This is a genomic window from Pseudomonas sp. PMCC200344 (assembly GCF_030053095.1).
Classification (GTDB): domain Bacteria; phylum Pseudomonadota; class Gammaproteobacteria; order Pseudomonadales; family Pseudomonadaceae; genus Aquipseudomonas; species Aquipseudomonas svalbardensis.
On the sequence record NZ_CP125618.1, the window covers coordinates 4,578,470 to 4,595,360 of the forward strand.

Genomic DNA, 16,891 nt, shown 5'->3' on the forward strand with positions numbered 1-16,891 from the left:
AGTCGATACGCGACCTGCGGTGCAATCTCAGTTGCGCGCAACCGGCACGATCGCAATCTTGTACGGTTCGAAAATCTTCAGCATCTGCCCGTTGTCCCGCAACCCTTGTAGCAACTTGGCGAATGCCTCGCCGCTGATAGGGGCGGTCGGCCGGAGAATGGCGTAATGGTGATAGACCTGATCGATGCGTTCGGAGACCAGCAATTGACTGGCGACTTTCTCGTTGCGCAAAAAGTAGTCGCTCAGGTAAGAGCGCGTGACCAGCGCGATGTCGGCGCGGTCACGCAGCACCATCAGCAAGTTGCTGTCATGGGAATAGGTCAACGTGGCGTTGTATTCCTTGGCGAGGTATGCGGGCTCGGCGTTGAAGTTGGCGAATTCGTAGTGGTAGCCACTGTACAGCGCCAGACGCTTGCCGGTGAGGTCGGTAAAGTAGCTTTGCTGCCGCCCTGCCTGGCGTTGTGCGACAAAAATCTCGGCGTCTTCCAGCCCCATGTCGACAGTGGTGTGCGGGATGTCCTTCCAGCCCCAGTCGGGGTTTTCGAAGATCGCCATATCCACCCGATTTTGCTTGAAGTCACCGAAGCGCCGGGGAATGGAAGTGGGCACCAACTCAAACTGATAGTCGCTTTGCAAGGCGTTGAGTGCCTCGGCCAGTTGCGGCAGCAAGCCCGTGTCGGCACCGGATTCCGGACGCACGGTATAAGGCGGAAAGTGTGCGGCACCGATCCGCACCAATTGCGCAGCCTGGGACGGCAATACCCATAATGCCGCGAGCGATGCCAGCAAAAGCCGCGAGGCCATCCTGATTGGCGAAGACATCAAAACTACCCACTCCCCAAAAAAATACGCATCAATGCATTCAAGCTAGGCGGTTTCGGCCACTTAGCCAGTTTCCTTCTGATTCAAAACAAAACTACTGCTTTTCTTCCAGCACGAGAATCAATGCCTCATCGGCCAATTGATCGAGGCTCATGCTGCCGCCGGCGCGAAACCAGGTGGTGGTCCAGGACAACGCACCGGTCAGGAAACGACGTGTAATGAACACATCCCCGCGAATAAAACCGGCCTCCTTGGCCTCGCCCAGCACCTGAAGCCAGAGCTCTTCATAAATATCGCGCAGCGCCAGCACCTGCGCCTGCCCGTCTGCGGACAGCGAGCGCCATTCATACACCAACACCGCCATGGCCTCGCCGCTGCCGCCCATGATCGACTGCAACTCACAACGAATCAGTGCCAGTACCCGCTCGCGCACACTGCCGGCTTCTGCCAGGGCTGCACGCATCAACGCGGTGTTGTAGCGAATGGTTTCTTCCATCACCGCCCGCAGGATCTCGTCCTTGCTTTTGAAGTGATGAAAAATGCTGCCTGACTGAATCCCCACGGCGCCGGCCAGATCGCGCACGGTGGTGCGTTCGTAACCTTTGTTGCGGAACAGGTGAGCCGCCACTTGCAGCAGTTTGCCGCGGGCGCTGTCCGGGTCGGTCAATTGGCCGCTGTCGACCAATTCGCGCATCACCCTCAGGGCTTTTTGCTCGTCCACCCGTTCTCTCCTACAGTCGATCAATCAAATACGCCGCTCGCCGCTAAAACTGCGGGGTTGCGCGGGCAATTTAAGCTGGCCGGAGCGACCAAGCAAGCGCTCGGGCAGAAGATATTTATGCCGTTTACAAACCAAGCGCTTGCTTGGTAGTCTCGATGCACTTCTATCGGAGGTGGCTATGGAGTTGACTGTGCCAAAAACAATCCGCATCGGTTGCGCCAGTGCCTTCTGGGGCGACACCTCGACCGCCGCCGCGCAACTGGTGGAAGGTGGGCGTCTGGACTATCTGGTCTTCGATTATCTGGCCGAGATTACGATGTCGATCATGGCCGGCGCGCGGATGAAAGATCCCCAGGCCGGTTACGCCAGCGACTTCATCGAAGTCCTCAGCCCGCTGTTGGTTCAACTCGCCGAACAGAATATCCGCGTCATCAGCAACGCCGGCGGGGTCAACCCGCAAGCTTGCGCCGCCGCCCTGCAAGCGGCCTGCGACAAGGCCGGGGTAACACTGAAAATCGCCGTGCTGCTGGGCGATGACCTGCAGCCGCAACTCAAACAGCTGAGCGGTATCCATGAAATGTTCAGCGGCGCGCCCTTGCCGCCGATGTGTGTCTCGACCAACGCCTACCTCGGCGCACCGGGCATCGTCGAAGCCCTGCGTCTGGGCGCCGACATCGTCATCACCGGACGCGTGGTCGACAGCGCCGTGGTCAGTGCCGCGCTGGTGCATGAGTTCGGCTGGTCGTGGCACGACTACGACAAACTCGCCCAGGCCGCATTGGCCGGGCACATCATCGAATGCGGCGCCCAATGCACCGGCGGCAACTTCACCGATTGGCGCGAGGTGCCCGACTACGAACACATCGGCTTCCCCATCGTCGAAGTCAGCGCCGACAGCCAGTTCATTGTCAGTAAACCCGAAGGCTCCGGCGGGCTGGTCACATCGCTGACGGTCGGCGAGCAGATGCTGTATGAAATCGGTAACCCGCAGGCGTATCTGCTGCCGGACGTGGTCTGCGACTTCACTGAAGTCAAACTCGTGCAACAAGGCAAAAACGCGGTTCGGGTGCACGGCGCAAAAGGCTTGCCGCCGACCGATCAGTACAAGGTCAGCGCGACGTACCCGGACGGTTTCCGCTGCACCGCCAGTTGCCTGATCGCCGGGATCGATGCGGTCGACAAGGCGCGTCGAGTCAGCGAAGCCATCATCAACAAGACCTCGGAAATCTTCAGTCAGCACGGTTGGCCACCCTACAGCGAAGTGAACATCGAACTGCTCGGCAGCGAGGCCACTTACGGCCCCCACGGTCAGCGTCAGGACAGCCGCGAAGTGGTGATCAAACTCGCGGTGCGCCATCCCGGTAAACAGGCATTGATTGTGTTCTCCCGGGAAATCGCCCAGGCCGCCACCGGCATGGCGCCGGGACTGACCGGGATTGTCGGTGGACGGCCGACGGTGTATCCGCTGATCCGGCTGTTCTCGTTCCTTATCGACAAAACCGCCTGCACGCTGGAAATTGATCTCAAGGGCCAGCGCCACCCCTGCGCCCTGCCCGCCGTTGATGTGCTCGACACCGCCGACTTGCCTGTGGCATGCGCCCCACCGAAACCCTCAGGCCGGGCCGATGCCAGCGTGACCCTGGTCAAACTTGCGGTGGCGCGCTCCGGTGACAAGGGCAATCACAGCAACATCGGCGTCATGGCTCGCGAGCCGGAGTACCTGCCGTGGATTGCCGAAGCCTTGACGCCGGAAGTGATCGTCGACTGGATGAGTCACGTCCTCGACCCGATCCACGGACGTGTCGAACGCTGGTACCTGCCGGGCACCCACAGCCTTAATTTTCTGCTGGAGAACGCCCTGGGAGGCGGTGGCGTGGCCAGCCTGCGGATCGATCCGCAAGGCAAAGCCTTCGCCCAGCAACTGCTGGAAATCCAGATACCGGTGCCTCAGCGCATCGCCGACCAGGTCAACTAGAGGACTGTCGCCATGGCTTACGATTCGATTTTCAAAGCCGATTTGTTTGCAGGCCAAAACATCATCGTCACCGGTGGCGGCAGCGGCATCGGCCGTTGCACCGCTCACGAACTGGCGGCCCTCGGCGCCCATGTCCTGCTGCTCGGGCGCACGGCAGACAAGCTGAAAAACGTCGCCGCCGAGATTGCCGAGGATGGCGGCAAGGCGGATTGGATGGTCTGCGATATTCGTGAGGAAGAAGCGGTCAAGCATGTGGTCAGCGAGTTGATCCGCAAGCACGGACCGATTCACGGTCTGGTCAACAACGCCGGCGGGCAGTACCCGTCGCCGCTGGCGTCGATCAATCAAAAAGGCTTCGACACGGTGTTGCGCACCAATCTGATGGGCGGCTTCCTGATGGCCCGTGAAGTGTTCAACCAGTCCATGAGCACGCACGGCGGCGCCATCGTCAACATGCTCGCCGACATGTGGGGCGGCATGCCCGGCATGGGCCACTCGGGCGCGGCGCGTTCAGGCATGGACAACCTCACCAAGACCGCCGCGTTCGAATGGGGTTATGCCGGGGTGCGGGTCAACGCCGTGGCGCCGGGCTGGATCGCGTCCAGTGGCATGGACACCTACGAAGGCGCGTTCAAAGCGGTGATCCCGACGTTGCGCGAGCACGTACCGCTGAAACGCATTGGCACCGAATCGGAAGTCAGCGCGGCGATCGTTTTCCTGCTCAGCCCGGCCGCGGCATTTGTCAGTGGCAGCACCTTGCGCATCGACGGCGCTGCCAGCCTGGGCGGGCGCGCCTGGCCGATACACAAGGCGCAGATCAGTACGTCGTATAACGGTTTTCACCGCGCGTACTTACCAGACGTGCTCAGTCCAGACGTCCTCAAGGATAAGGAATAAGCCATGCCGGTGATTCAGTCGCAAGTGGACCCGTTCAGCGAACAGTTCGCCCGCAATCGCGCAGCGATGCTGGTCGGCATCGAGCACGTCCGCCAGCTCGAACAGAACTTGCTGAACAAGGCGGCCGAAGCCAAACCCAGGTTCGACAAGCGCGGCCAATTGTTGCCCCGCGAACGCCTCAATCTGCTGCTGGACCCTGGCGCCCCGTTCCTCGAACTGGCCAGCCTGGCCGGCTACAAATTGCATGACGACAAGGATGGCAGCTCCGCAGGCGGCGGATTGATCGCCGGGATCGGTTATGTGTCCGGCGTGCGGATGCTGGTGGTGGCAAACAACAGTGCGATCAAGGGCGGGACCATTTCCCCCAGCGGTTTGAAAAAATCCCTGCGCCTGCAACAGATCGCCATGGAGAACAAACTGCCGGTCATTACCCTGGCCGAAAGCGGTGGCGCCAACCTCAATTACGCGGCGGAGATTTTCGTCGAAGGCGCCCGCAGTTTTGCCAATCAGGCGCGGATGTCGGCCATGGGCCTGCCGCAAATCACCGTGGTCCATGGCTCGGCCACGGCGGGCGGCGCCTATCAGCCAGGGTTGTCGGATTACGTGGTGGTGGTGCGTGGCAAGGCCAAATTGTTTCTGGCCGGCCCGCCGCTGCTCAAGGCTGCCACCGGCGAAGTCGCCACCGATGAAGCACTGGGCGGCGCCGAGATGCATGCGCAAATCGCCGGCACTGCTGAATACCTGGCCGAGAACGATGCCGATGGCGTGCGGCAGGTGCGCGAGATTGTCAGCCTGTTACCGTGGAATGATCAGCTGCCATGGGTACCCGAACGTCGGTGGGAAGAGCCGCTCTACCCCATCGACGAGTTGCTCGGGCTGATTCCTGACGACGCGAAAAAACCTTACGACGTGCACGAAATCATCGCGCGGATTGCCGACGGCTCGAACTTTCTCGAATTCAAGGGCGAGTTCGATCAGCAAACCGTCTGCGGCCATTTGCAGATTCAAGGCCGTGCCTGCGGGTTCATTGGCAACAATGGGCCGATCACGCCGAAGGGTGCGAGCAAGGCTGCGCAGTTCATTCAGCTCTGTGACCAGAGCCAGACGCCGCTGCTGTTTTTTCACAACACCACCGGGTTCATGGTCGGCACCGAGTCGGAGCAGCAAGGCGTGATCAAACACGGCGCGAAAATGATTCAAGCAGTGGCCAACGCCCGGGTGCCTAAACTGACCATTGTCGTCGGTGGCTCCTACGGCGCCGGCAACTACGCGATGTGCGGCCGCGGCCTCGACCCGCGCTTCATTTTCGCCTGGCCCAACAGCCGCACGGCGGTAATGGGCGGCGCCCAGGCCGGCAAAGTGCTGCGGATCGTCACCGAGGCCAAACAGGCCAAGGACGGTCTGGTGCCCGACCCGAAAATGCTCGACATGCTGGAACAGGTCACCGCGCAGAAACTCGACAGCCAGTCCACCGCGCTCTATGGCAGCGCCAGTTTGTGGGACGACGGGTTGATTGATCCGCGGGATACCCGGACCTTGCTCGGGTACTTGCTGGATATCTGTCATGAGGCTGAAGTGCGGCCGCTGCAAACCAACAGTTTTGGCGTAGCCCGTTTCTAAGGGCGCTAAGGAGAACAATAAAAATGATCTTCACCCAGGAACACGAAGCACTGCGCCGCACCGTCCGCCAATTCGTCGATCACGAGATCAATCCTCACGTCGAGGCATGGGAAAAGGCTGGACGCTTTCCGATCCACGAGATCTTCCGCAAGGCCGGCGCCCTCGGCTTGCTGGGGATTTCCAAACCGGAAAAGTTTGGCGGGATGGGGCTCGATTACAGCTATTCGATCGTCGCGGCTGAAGAGTTCGGCACCATCCACTGCGGCGGGATTCCGATGTCCATCGGTGTGCAGACCGACATGTGCACCCCGGCGTTGGCGCGTTTCGGCTCCGATGAACTGCGTGAAGAATTCCTGCGACCGGCGATCACTGGCGAGCAGGTCGGCTGCATCGGTGTTTCCGAAGTCGGTGCCGGTTCCGACGTGGCCGGCTTGAAAACCACCGCCCGCAAGGACGGCGACGACTACGTGATCAACGGCAGCAAGATGTGGATCACCAACTCGCCGAGCGCCGATTTCATCTGCCTGCTGGCCAACACCTCGGACGACAAACCGCACATCAACAAGTCGCTGATCATGGTGCCGATGAACACGCCAGGCATCAGCCTCAGCTCGCACCTGGACAAGCTCGGCATGCGCAGCTCGGAAACCGCTCAGGTGTTTTTCGACAACGTGCGCGTGCCGCAACGCAACCGCATCGGCCATGAAGGCGCGGGGTTCATGATGCAGATGCTGCAGTTCCAGGAGGAACGACTGTTCGGCGCGGCGAACATGATCAAGGGCCTGGAGTACTGCGTCGACAGCACCATCGAGTACTGCAAGGAGCGCAAAACCTTCGGCAGTGCGCTGATCGATAACCAGGTCATCCACTTCCGCCTGGCCGAACTGCAAACCGAAATCGAATGCCTGCGGGCACTGGTCTATCAGGCTACCGAGCAATACATCAAAGGCCAGGACGTCACGCGTCTGGCGTCGATGGCCAAACTCAAGGCCGGGCGTCTGGGCCGGGAAGTCAGCGACAGCTGCCTGCAATATTGGGGAGGCATGGGCTTCATGTGGGACAATCCGGTGGCCCGCGCTTACCGTGACGTGCGGCTGGTGTCGATCGGCGGCGGCGCCGACGAAATCATGCTGGGGATCATCTGCAAACTCATGGGCATCCTGCCGGGGAAAAAGAAATGAGCACCGTACCGGTTTGCCAGACCTTGCTGCTCGAACCGCATAACGGTGTCCTGCACATAACCCTCAACCGCCCCGAAAGCCGCAACGCCATGAGCTTGCAGATGGTCGCCGAACTGCGTGCGGTACTGGCGGCGGTGCGTGACGACCGAGCCATTCGCGCGCTGGTGATCGGGGGTGCGGGCGGGCATTTTTGCGCCGGAGGCGACATCAAGGACATGGCCAACGCACGCGCTCAAGGCCCGGGTGCCTATCGCGACTTGAATCGCGCGTTCGGTGCGCTGCTGCAAGAGGTGCAACACGCACCACAAGTGGTGATCACTGTGCTGCAAGGCGCGGTGCTCGGCGGTGGTTTTGGTCTGGCCTGCGTCAGCGACGTCGCCTTGGCCGATCACCAGGCGCAATTTGGTCTGCCGGAAACCAGCCTCGGTCTGCTACCAGCGCAAATCGCGCCGTTCGTGGTGCAGCGCATCGGCCTGACCCAGACTCGCCGACTGGCGCTGACCGCGGCACGTTTCGACGGCACGCAGGCACGGCGTATGGGGTTGGTGCATTTTGTCGAGCATGACGCGCAAGCGTTGGCCGAGCGTCTCGATGAAATTCTGGCCCATGTGTTGTGCTGCGCGCCGGAGGCGAATGCGACGACCAAAAGACTCTTGCTCGCGAGTGCCGGCCAGCCATCGAGTGCGTTGCTGGATGAAGCGGCCGACTGGTTCAGCGAGGCGGTGACCGGGGCTGAAGGTATTGAGGGGACCATGGCCTTCGTGCAGAAACGCAAACCGGGTTGGGCCTCTTAAAAGCTTCGCGGGCAAGCCTCGCTCCTACAGGTTTGATGGACGCTGAACCTGTAGGAGCGAGGCTTGCCCGCGAAGAGGCCGTCACATTCACCGCAAAAACCAAGGGAAGAAACAATGCCCGCCTTCAGCAAAATCCTGATCGCCAACCGCGGTGAAATCGCCTGCCGCATCCAGCGCACCGCCCAGGCCCTGGGCTATCGCACGGTCGCAGTGTTCAGTGATGCCGACGCCGATGCGCTGCATGTGCAGATGGCCGACGAAGCCTTGAACGTCGGCCCGGCCCCGGTGCAGCAGTCGTATCTGAATATCCCGGCAATCCTCGACGCCGCCCGGCGCACGGGCGCTGACGCAATCCATCCGGGCTACGGCTTCCTCTCGGAAAACGCCGGCTTCGCCCGCGCCTGCCAGGATGCCGGCATCACCTTCATCGGCCCCAGTCCCGAAGCCATCGAACTGATGGGCAGCAAACGCCTGTCGAAACTCGCCATGCTCGATGCCGGTGTGCCGTGCATCAAGGGTTATCAGGGCAAAGAACAGGACGACGCAACCCTGAGCCGCGAAGCCGCACGCATCGGCTATCCGCTGATGATCAAGGCCAGCGCCGGCGGTGGAGGGCGTGGCATGCGCCTGGTGAACGAGGCCAATGATTTGCTCGAACAACTGCGCACCGCCCGCTCCGAAGCGCTGCATGGGTTTGGCTGCGACGAACTGATTCTCGAGCAAGCGCTGATCGACCCGCGTCACGTCGAAGTTCAATTGTTTGGCGACCAGCATGGCAACCTGATCTACCTTGGCGAGCGCGACTGCTCGATCCAGCGTCGCCATCAAAAAGTCATCGAAGAAGCGCCCTGCCCGGTGATGACCGCCGAGTTGCGTCAGGCCATGGGCGAAGCGGCGCTCAAGGCGGGTCGCGCAGTGAATTACGTCGGCGCTGGCACCGTCGAGTTCCTGCTGGATGCGCGCGGGCAGTTTTACTTTCTGGAGATGAACACCCGACTCCAGGTGGAGCACCCGGTGACCGAATTGATCACTGGCCTCGATCTGGTGGCCTGGCAGTTGCACGTCGCCGAAGGACTGCCTTTGCCGTTGCGACAGGAGCAGGTTCAGCTCAGCGGCCATGCCATGGAAGTCCGTTTGTACGCCGAAGATCCGGCACACGGTTTTCTCCCACAAACCGGCCGCATCACCGCCTGGGAGCCTGCGTTGCAGCGCGGCGTGCGGATCGATCATGGCTTGATCGAAGGCCAGACAGTCGGCCCGTTTTATGACCCGATGCTGGGCAAGATCATCGCCCACGGCGCCACCCGCGAAGAAGCCCGGCGTAAGTTGCTGCGGGCGGTGCAGGACAGTGTGCTGCTTGGCGTGCAAAGCAATCAGCGCTTGCTCGCCAGTCTGCTGGAACATCCGCAGTTCATCAGTGGCGAGTTCAACACCGGGTTCATCCCGACGTATTTTTCCGACCATGCCTGCCTGCACACCCGAGTACCCGACGCCGAAGAACTGGCAATCGCCGCAGCGTTGTTCTATCAGGCCTCGGCGCAGGTTCATCCCGCGCCACTCGCCGGTTGGCGCAACAACGCCAGCGTGCCGTTGCACTATCGAATCGGCCTTGATGATCAGGATTGGTCAGTGGAATTGAACGCTGTGCCGGGGGAACCGTATCGGATTCAAGTCGCTGAGCAAAACGTTGAATTAACGATCATCCAGTGCGACGGACACTGGGCCAGCCTGGAAATCAACGGTATCCGGCGACGCCATGCCTACCGTCTTGAGGCGGGACAACTCTGGCTGTTCACCCGGCCTGGCAGTTTACAGCTAGTGGATCGGACCCAGGCCTTGGTCGGCAGCCAGGTCAGCGTCAGTACCGGCACCCTCAAGGCTCCGATGGACGGGGCGATCGTCGACGTGCTGGTCACTGAGGGCAGTCCGGTCAGCAAAGGCCAGTTGTTGGTCGTGCTGGAGGCCATGAAAATGGAGCATCCGCTCAAGTCGGGCATCGACGGCGTGCTCAAACGCTTGCAGGTCAGGGTCGGTGATCAGGTGAAAAATCGTCAGATTTTGTTGGAGGTCGAATAAGCCGCTAGGCGGATCCGCTGGCTTTGGCTACGCTCAAGCCCTATCAGGACGCGGATACCAGGAACCCTGCGATGCCTCACTGGCTGGTCATTGATCTCGAAGCCACCACCGATGAAGGTGGTTGGCCAGTAACTGAAATGGAAATTATCGAAATCGGCGCCACCCTGGTGGACCGAAAAGGTCGAGAACTGGATAGCTATCAGTGCTTCGTGCGCCCGACGCGTCGACCTTTGCTGACGCCGTTTTGCCGGGAACTGACCCACATCACCCAGGCCAACATCGATACTGCGCAGCCTCTGAGCGAGGTCTGGGCATCGTTCGAATGCTGGCTCGGCCAGCATCACTCGCGCCTCGAAGGCTGGGCCAGTTGGGGCGATTACGATCGTAAACAGCTGCTTCAGGAATGGCAGAAACTGCAACTCGACAGCGCCCTGAGCCGAGTGCCGCACATGAACCTCAAGCAGCGCTTTGCCAAGGCTCGTCGGCTGGAACGCCCGCTGGGGCTCAATGGCGCTCTGCAACTTGCGGGCATGCAGTTTACCGGGCAGCAACACCGGGCGCTGGAAGACGCGCGCAATACAGCGCGTCTGTTACCACTGGTTCTCCCCGTCTAGAGAGGTGACGGCGCCAAGGGCCTTGTGCATACTGGCGAGCCCTTTTTAGCCCTTTTCGAGGAATCGCCCATGTTTAAAGTCAACGAGTACTTCGACGGCACCGTCAAGTCGATCGCCTTTGGCACCGCTGAAGGTCCTGCGACCATCGGCGTCATGGCACCGGGCGAATACGAATTCGGCACCAGCCAGCGTGAAATCATGCACGTGGTGTCCGGCGCCCTGACCGTCAAACTGCCGGACAGCGGCGACTGGGAAACCTTCGCCGCCGGCAGCCAGTTCAACGTGCCCGCCAACAGCAAGTTCCAGCTGAAAGTGGCCGTCGACACCGCTTACCTGTGCGAATACCGCGGCTAAAACCCTGGGTTTTCACAGCGACAAAAAATTGCCCGCGTCCTTGGACACGGGCACTTTTTGTTCAAGGGCAGTCATTCAGATTGCCTTATTCCAGAACCGTCACCGGCATACCGACTTCAAGCTGGCCATTGCTGTCGTTGACCAGGTTCTGTCCGAACATCGCACCATCGGCCTCGGTACGGTATTTCTGCAACGTAGCCAGAGGTTCGCGATCTTCGCTGCGCTCACCGGTTTGCGGTTCGATAGTGGTCAGAATGCAGCGTGAGCACGACTTGACCACGCGGAACTCGACATCGCCGATGCGGATACGCTTCCAGCCATCTTCGGCATACGCTTCGCTTCCCTCGATCACCAGATTCGGCCGAAAGCGCAGCATTTCCAGCGGGCGGCCGACTTTTTGCGACAAGTCCTCCAGTGAGGCCTGTCCGATCAGCAACAGCGGAAAGCCATCGGCGAAGGCCACCTGATCGTCGTCCTTGCCGTAGCCGGCCTGGGTGGTGCGTGCACGATCAAGAGGGACTTGCACCAGGCGAGTCGGTTTGCCCATGAATTCACTGACCCAGGCACCCGCCTCGTCGCCGGCATCCGGCACACGCAGTGTGTCGCGCCAGATGGTCACGCCACGCAGTTCCGCGTCGCTGGCGGGCAAGGCGATATCGATTGGTGAGCGGCCCGGCGCACTGAGGGTCAAGGCACCGTCGGCATTCCACAACGCCGACAGCTGACTCATCTGCGCCACTGCACGTTGAGTCAGAAAGCGCCCGCTGGCCTCGTCCACCAGCATCCAGCGTCGATCACCGTCCAGGCCCAGCTTGTCGAGGCTGACCTGCTGCAGGATCTCGCCCTTGCCGGATTTCAACGGATAACGATAAAGCGCGCTCAGACGCAACATGGCCAGCTCCCTGGTGGGCAAAAAACGCCACCCTATACGAGCTTGATCGCCGAATCAAAGGCTGACTTCAGGCCAGCCTCTGCGTGGGGTGTCAGGCAGGCACTTCATCGAGCATCAGGCGCTGGCGCACCACATCGACGAGTTTGTCCGGCTGGAATTTGGAGAGGAAGTTGTCGCAGCCGACCTTCTTCACCATCGAGTCGTTGAAGCTGCCGGACAACGAGGTATGCAGAACCACATAAAGGCCACGCAGACGCGGGTCGTTACGGATTTCGGTGGTCAGGCGATAGCCGTCCATTTCCGGCATTTCCGCGTCGGTGAAGATCATCAGCAGTTTGTCGGTCATGTTCACACCGGTATCGGCCCAGGCCTTGAGCATATTCAGTGCCTTCAAGCCATCGCTGGCGATGTGCATCTTCACGCCCAGCTGACCCAGGGTGTCACGCAATTGCGACAGCGCCACATTCGAGTCGTCCACCAGCAGCACTTCACGGCCACGGGCACGTTCCAGAACCGGATCGTCGAGTTTGTCGCGCGAGACCTTGGCGTTGTACGGGACGATTTCCGCGAGGACTTTTTCGACGTCGATAATTTCCACCAACTGGTCGTCGACCTTGCTGATGGCCGTCAGGTAATGCTGACGACCGGCGCTGGCCGGTGGCGGCAGAATGGCTTCCCAGTTCATGTTGACAATACGGTCCACACCACCGACCAGGAACGCCTGCACCGAACGGTTGTACTCGGTAACGATGATCGTACTGGTCGGGCTTGGCACCAGCGGACGCATACCGATGGCCTGGGACAGGTCGATCACCGGCAGGGTCTGGCCACGCAAATTAACCACACCGCAGACAAACGGATGACGCTGGGGCATCAGGGTCAGCTTCGGCAGTTGCAGCACTTCCTGCACTTTGAAGACGTTGATCGCGAACAATTGCCGTCCGGCCAGCCGGAACATGAGAATTTCCAGGCGATTCTCACCCACCAGTTGCGTGCGTTGGTCTACCGTGTCGAGAATGCCGGCCATCAATGACTCCTGGGCTTGTTCTGATGAATTCACTAAAGGGGGTTATCGGCTGTTTTCGCCGGACCTTGACCCCCTGTAAAATGCCATGACCAAACATTGATGTCACATTAACATCATGCTTTACTGGCCAGGTGATTTCATCTGCATCATTGCCTGCCGCGAGACCTCGTTTCGTTCGGTTGGCTCCCCCGTGTAAGGGATTCCCCTAGTAGCAATCAGGCCCAACCTGATATTCGCAATATCCAATAGCCATTAATGTGACGCCATTCTCATTGCATGAACGGAGTCAGGCTTTTGTGTGCGATCGCAGGTAAGTGGCCATCCACCCTATCGAGTTCCCCAGCCTGCAGCCAGACAGGCCGGCGCGCGATCTCACGACAGCATGGCAATGCGGGGACTCTGATCGTCCCCGTCGACACACACGACATTCCCGCATTTGACATGACGTTTTGGAGATAAGCATGCCGAACGATCGTAAAGAGTGGGCTCAACGGCTCCCGGAGTTTCTCGTCGAAGCAGAGACACTCCTGGTTAAAACCGAGGAATGCCTGAGTCATTTGCAACTGATCAGCAATGACAAGGATGCCATCGACTGCATGCTGAGCACCCTGCTCAAACTGGCCAACAAGGCTGATGCCCTCGCTCTGGCAGCCGTTTCGGAGTTTTCGTTGCACATTCATGGTTTGCTGAGCCATGCTCAGAATCACATGGATTTACACGACCACGCCCTGAGCGCGCTGAAAGACTGCCTGACGTTGATCGCCTGGCAACTCGAGCTTATCGATCAGAAGACCGGCCAACTCAGCCTTGATGACAGCGAACAGACATCCCTGATCGAAGCCTTCGCCTTTCAGGTCGGACAAAGTCAGTTTCAGCCCCCCGCTAATTCCAAACCGCTCACACTCGTTTCCTTTGCAGGTCGGCAAGCCTGAATTATCGGGCCCCTATGCCGTGCTGGGAATTTTTATTGCCATGACTGCCCTTCTAACTTTAGCGGGTTCATGTCGCATTTGAATATTCCATACCTGCTTACGACAACTCAAAACAAATAAACCACTCTTGCCACCCAACTTTTTCCATTATGGAACTGCTGTCCATAAACACTTATTTGCTGACTCGGCAGACCTATATACCAATTGCGACCAACGGTATCTTAAGTGGTATTATGCCGCCCATTAGTTGACGTCAATTAATGGCAGAGTGACTCCAGACAGAGACCCGTCATCCACGATGCCCGGTCTTCCCGCAGCGAACATCCATTGGCTCCATCCGCTATGTACGCCAGCCTCAAGTCGATCACCCTAAAGCCACCCTCCCGAAAAAACGCGCGTCTGGTCACGCTTGTGTTGTGTACCTGTTCGGCGCTTGGCTGCCTGCTGATTTATAGCCTGTCCACTCCCCTGCCGCTGAGTCTTCTGGTACTCAATACTGCGGCATTGACCTGCGTCTGGGTGCAGTATTGTCTTTCGCGCACGTCGATAAAATTTCAACCACAGGAGTTGGCTGACCGGCTGCTGGAGGTTCAGGAAAACGAACGTCGCCGGCTCAGTCGGGAACTGCATGACGACATAGGCCAATTGCTGACCGCGGCAAAACTTCAAAGCGACTGGCTCAAACGCCGAATGCCCGAAGAACTTCAGGGCCAGTGTGCGGTGCTCTGCGACACGCTGGAAGAAACCCTGGCCAAAGTGCGAGACGTATCGGCCATTCTCAATCCGAGGCAACTGACCAGTCTCGGGCTGGAAGCCAGTCTGCGGGCCCATTTACTCAAGACGCTGGCCAACACGCCAGTGCACTGGAGCCTGGAATGCCAGCAGCGTTTGGCCGGTATACCGGAGGAAATGACGCTGGCCGCCTTTCGAATCACCCAGGAAGCGGTGACCAATATGTTGCGCCATGCCGAAGCGAAAAATCTGTTGGTCCGCCTGCAACGTCTGCCTCAGGGCCTGACACTGTTGATCAGTGACGATGGCCAGGGATTCGCGCCAGCGACCGATCCAGGTCGTGAGGGGCAACGCGGAATGGCGGGGATGTCGGAACGGATCAATCAGTTGGGCGGCACACTGAGCGTGACCAGCGAGCCGGGCAAAGGCACTCAAATCGAAGCACTCTTCCCCTGGGCGCCTCGTGCGCTCGAACGGGCCAGTACGAATAAGGTTATGCGTTGACTTGTAACTTACTTCTGGTGGATGACCACTCGCTTATCAGGGCAGGCGTGCGCGCTCTGGTGCTGGATATTCCCGGCTACGCGGTAATCGGTGAGGCCAATGACGGCTCGCAGTTGCTCGAGATGGTCGAGCAGCTGTCCCCCGACATTATCCTGCTGGATATTTCCATGAAGGAAACCAGTGGCCTTGACGCATTGCAGCGACTCAAGCGAGTACGCCCGCAGAGCAAGGTGCTGATCCTGTCTATGCACACCGATCCAGCACTCATCATGCAAGCACTGGAATCCGGTGCACATGGCTACCTGCTCAAGGACACCACGGCTACCGAGCTCGAACATGCCCTGGATGCCTTGCGTAACAACGAACGCTACCTGAGCCCGGCCATCGCCCACACCGTCATCAACCAGGCGCTGACCCGAACTCAGAAAAACCAACCGGAACCTGCAGAATCGCACAACCTGACAGCGCGTCAGCTGGAAATCCTTCGGCTGATCGTTCGCGGAAAATCCACCCGGGAAATTGCCAATGGCCTGGGCCTCAGCATCAAGACCGTTGAAACCCACCGCTCGCAGATCATGAAGCGCTTGCAGATTTACGATGTGGCGGGTCTGGTGCTGTTCGCCGTGCGCGAGCAGATCATCAGCCTGGATGATTGATCAATTGCGATGACCCCAGCAGCGGCGAGTTTTCAGGTAAATGCACGCGCAGTGCCGCTGGACGTGTCGAGAAACGCATGTTGTCACCTTCCAGAGGTTCGCCATCGAGGTTGATGTAGAGGCCTTCCGAGACCTTGATTTCGACCCATGGCAACCGGACTCGCACAAACATATTGTCGATGCCGAAGCCATCGGCGAGCAGGGTTTTCAAGGTGCCGACGACTTCCTGCGGCGCAGGCAGAATACTGATATCCAGCAGACCGTCGTCAGCCAGCGCTTCTGGACACAACACATGTCCACCGCCTGCCTGCCGGCCATTGCCGATGCCCAATGCCAACAGCTCGCCACTCCACTGGAAATCAGGCCCCTGCAACTCGCCATAGGCTGCGTGCAATTCACTGAAGCGTGATAAACCGGTGAACAGGTAAGCCGCGCCCCCAAGGATTTTTTTCAAGTCCTCCGAGGTGTTTGCCGTGACCTGACTGCCAAAACCGCCCGTGGCCATATTCAGGAACACCTGCCCGCCGACCTCCCCCAGATCAATGGCGCACGGTGCAATGTCGAGAAGCTCCAGCGCCTGCGCGGGCTCCAGAGGCACGCCGGCGGCACGCGCAAAATCATTGGCGGTCCCCAACGGCAGCAGTACCAGACTGGCCTGCGTCGAATGCGCCGCCATGGCTTCGGCAATATCGCGCAAAGTACCGTCACCGCCACCGGCGATGATCTGCATGTAGCCTGCCGCCAGTGCTTCATCTACCAGCCGCTGTGCGTCACCCGCTTCCCAGGTCACTCGAACGGCCAGCTCCCACCCCTGTTTGCGCTTGTCCGCAACGGCAGAACGAACCGCCTCATTGAGCGCTTGCTTGCCATGCAGAATCAACAGCGCTTTGCGTTCGCTCATTAGTTGTCACTCCCATGATTGAATTCCGTATGGGAGATGTTGACCTCATCTCGCCACATAAAAGTCGCAAAAATTTGAATTATTTGAAGTCGAGCAGCATGGCGTCCTACAAGGCGGGACTTTTTCTTACAAGATGTGAGGAATCGGCTCAATTGACCGACCCATGCGATTGGTACACCTTGGCGCCTGCAGT

16 protein-coding genes are annotated in these 16,891 nt (G+C 59.6%); 11 read left to right on the forward strand and 5 right to left on the reverse strand.

Annotated elements, in window-relative coordinates; translation table 11 throughout:
* Positions 1-27 precede the first annotated feature (27 nt).
* Positions 28-822 (reverse strand): transporter substrate-binding domain-containing protein, encoded by a 795-nt coding sequence (locus QFW87_RS20895; protein WP_283181118.1) that lies wholly within the window; start codon positions 820-822, stop codon positions 28-30.
* 94 nt (positions 823-916) lie between these two features.
* Entirely contained in the window at positions 917-1,543 is a 627-nt protein-coding gene (locus tag QFW87_RS20900) for a TetR/AcrR family transcriptional regulator (RefSeq protein ID WP_008145910.1), read from the reverse strand.
* 190 nt (positions 1,544-1,733) lie between these two features.
* On the opposite strand from QFW87_RS20900, the gene QFW87_RS20905 reads away from it, so the two are divergent.
* The 8 genes from QFW87_RS20905 (at position 1,734) to QFW87_RS20940 (ending at position 11,054) form a co-directional block, all read left to right on the forward strand.
* Positions 1,734-3,518, forward strand: a complete 1,785-nt coding sequence (locus QFW87_RS20905) for a DUF1446 domain-containing protein (protein WP_283188765.1) — start codon at positions 1,734-1,736, stop codon at positions 3,516-3,518.
* A 12-nt stretch (positions 3,519-3,530) separates the two neighbouring features.
* Positions 3,531-4,415, forward strand: a complete 885-nt coding sequence (locus QFW87_RS20910) for an SDR family oxidoreductase (protein WP_283181120.1) — start codon at positions 3,531-3,533, stop codon at positions 4,413-4,415.
* A 3-nt stretch (positions 4,416-4,418) separates the two neighbouring features.
* The gene (gene atuC / locus QFW87_RS20915) at positions 4,419-6,035 is read left to right on the forward strand and encodes a geranyl-CoA carboxylase subunit beta (protein WP_283181121.1); all 1,617 of its coding nucleotides are present in this window, start codon (positions 4,419-4,421) and stop codon (positions 6,033-6,035) included.
* 23 nt (positions 6,036-6,058) lie between these two features.
* On the forward strand, positions 6,059-7,216 hold the full coding sequence (atuD, locus tag QFW87_RS20920) for a citronellyl-CoA dehydrogenase (protein WP_283181122.1): 1,158 nt from the start codon (positions 6,059-6,061) through the stop codon (positions 7,214-7,216).
* Entirely contained in the window at positions 7,213-8,010 is a 798-nt protein-coding gene (locus tag QFW87_RS20925) for an enoyl-CoA hydratase-related protein (RefSeq protein ID WP_283188766.1), read from the forward strand. Before atuD ends, QFW87_RS20925 begins: the two co-directional genes overlap by 4 nt.
* A 114-nt stretch (positions 8,011-8,124) precedes the next feature.
* On the forward strand, positions 8,125-10,086 hold the full coding sequence (locus QFW87_RS20930) for an acetyl/propionyl/methylcrotonyl-CoA carboxylase subunit alpha (RefSeq protein ID WP_283188767.1): 1,962 nt from the start codon (positions 8,125-8,127) through the stop codon (positions 10,084-10,086).
* A gap of 71 nt (positions 10,087-10,157) precedes the next feature.
* Complete coding sequence (locus QFW87_RS20935; RefSeq protein ID WP_283181125.1) at positions 10,158-10,700, forward strand: exonuclease domain-containing protein; 543 nt, start codon at positions 10,158-10,160, stop codon at positions 10,698-10,700.
* 69 nt (positions 10,701-10,769) lie between these two features.
* The gene (locus QFW87_RS20940; RefSeq protein WP_283188768.1) at positions 10,770-11,054 is read left to right on the forward strand and encodes a pyrimidine/purine nucleoside phosphorylase; all 285 of its coding nucleotides are present in this window, start codon (positions 10,770-10,772) and stop codon (positions 11,052-11,054) included.
* 85 nt (positions 11,055-11,139) lie between these two features.
* Here the strand turns inward: QFW87_RS20940 and QFW87_RS20945 are convergent, their stop codons facing one another.
* Positions 11,140-11,946: an MOSC domain-containing protein gene (locus tag QFW87_RS20945; RefSeq protein ID WP_283188769.1), complete on the reverse strand. Its 807-nt coding sequence runs from the start codon at positions 11,944-11,946 to the stop codon at positions 11,140-11,142.
* Between the two features lie 91 nt (positions 11,947-12,037).
* Positions 12,038-12,973, reverse strand: a complete 936-nt coding sequence (locus QFW87_RS20950; RefSeq protein WP_046049189.1) for a chemotaxis protein CheV — start codon at positions 12,971-12,973, stop codon at positions 12,038-12,040.
* Between the two features lie 461 nt (positions 12,974-13,434).
* On the opposite strand from QFW87_RS20950, the gene QFW87_RS20955 reads away from it, so the two are divergent.
* The 3 genes from QFW87_RS20955 to QFW87_RS20965 all read left to right on the forward strand — a co-directional run bounded on the left by QFW87_RS20955 (position 13,435) and on the right by QFW87_RS20965 (position 15,797).
* On the forward strand, positions 13,435-13,905 hold the full coding sequence (locus tag QFW87_RS20955) for a hypothetical protein (protein ID WP_283181128.1): 471 nt from the start codon (positions 13,435-13,437) through the stop codon (positions 13,903-13,905).
* Between the two features lie 342 nt (positions 13,906-14,247).
* On the forward strand, positions 14,248-15,141 hold the full coding sequence (locus QFW87_RS20960) for a sensor histidine kinase (protein WP_283184608.1): 894 nt from the start codon (positions 14,248-14,250) through the stop codon (positions 15,139-15,141).
* Complete coding sequence (locus QFW87_RS20965) at positions 15,138-15,797, forward strand: response regulator transcription factor (RefSeq protein WP_283188770.1); 660 nt, start codon at positions 15,138-15,140, stop codon at positions 15,795-15,797. The genes QFW87_RS20960 and QFW87_RS20965 overlap by 4 nt, the downstream gene beginning before the upstream one ends.
* Here the strand turns inward: QFW87_RS20965 and yegS are convergent.
* Positions 15,781-16,698, reverse strand: coding sequence for a lipid kinase YegS (yegS, locus tag QFW87_RS20970; RefSeq protein WP_283188771.1), 918 nt, complete (start codon positions 16,696-16,698; stop codon positions 15,781-15,783). The two genes, QFW87_RS20965 and yegS, sit on opposite strands and share 17 nt — an antisense overlap.
* Between the last annotated feature and the right edge of the window lie 193 nt (positions 16,699-16,891).

Coding starts and splice junctions, on each gene's coding strand:
- yegS (WP_283188771.1), bottom strand. CDS start 16,698: ATGAGCGAACGCAAAGCGCTGTTGATTCTGCATGGCAAGCAAGCGCTC.
- atuC (WP_283181121.1), top strand. CDS start 4,419: ATGCCGGTGATTCAGTCGCAAGTGGACCCGTTCAGCGAACAGTTCGCC.
- QFW87_RS20895 (WP_283181118.1), bottom strand. CDS start 822: ATGTCTTCGCCAATCAGGATGGCCTCGCGGCTTTTGCTGGCATCGCTC.
- QFW87_RS20930 (WP_283188767.1), top strand. CDS start 8,125: ATGCCCGCCTTCAGCAAAATCCTGATCGCCAACCGCGGTGAAATCGCC.
- atuD (WP_283181122.1), top strand. CDS start 6,059: ATGATCTTCACCCAGGAACACGAAGCACTGCGCCGCACCGTCCGCCAA.
- QFW87_RS20935 (WP_283181125.1), top strand. CDS start 10,158: ATGCCTCACTGGCTGGTCATTGATCTCGAAGCCACCACCGATGAAGGT.
- QFW87_RS20945 (WP_283188769.1), bottom strand. CDS start 11,946: ATGTTGCGTCTGAGCGCGCTTTATCGTTATCCGTTGAAATCCGGCAAG.
- QFW87_RS20960 (WP_283184608.1), top strand. CDS start 14,248: ATGTACGCCAGCCTCAAGTCGATCACCCTAAAGCCACCCTCCCGAAAA.
- QFW87_RS20955 (WP_283181128.1), top strand. CDS start 13,435: ATGCCGAACGATCGTAAAGAGTGGGCTCAACGGCTCCCGGAGTTTCTC.
- QFW87_RS20950 (WP_046049189.1), bottom strand. CDS start 12,973: ATGGCCGGCATTCTCGACACGGTAGACCAACGCACGCAACTGGTGGGT.
- QFW87_RS20910 (WP_283181120.1), top strand. CDS start 3,531: ATGGCTTACGATTCGATTTTCAAAGCCGATTTGTTTGCAGGCCAAAAC.
- QFW87_RS20940 (WP_283188768.1), top strand. CDS start 10,770: ATGTTTAAAGTCAACGAGTACTTCGACGGCACCGTCAAGTCGATCGCC.
- QFW87_RS20925 (WP_283188766.1), top strand. CDS start 7,213: ATGAGCACCGTACCGGTTTGCCAGACCTTGCTGCTCGAACCGCATAAC.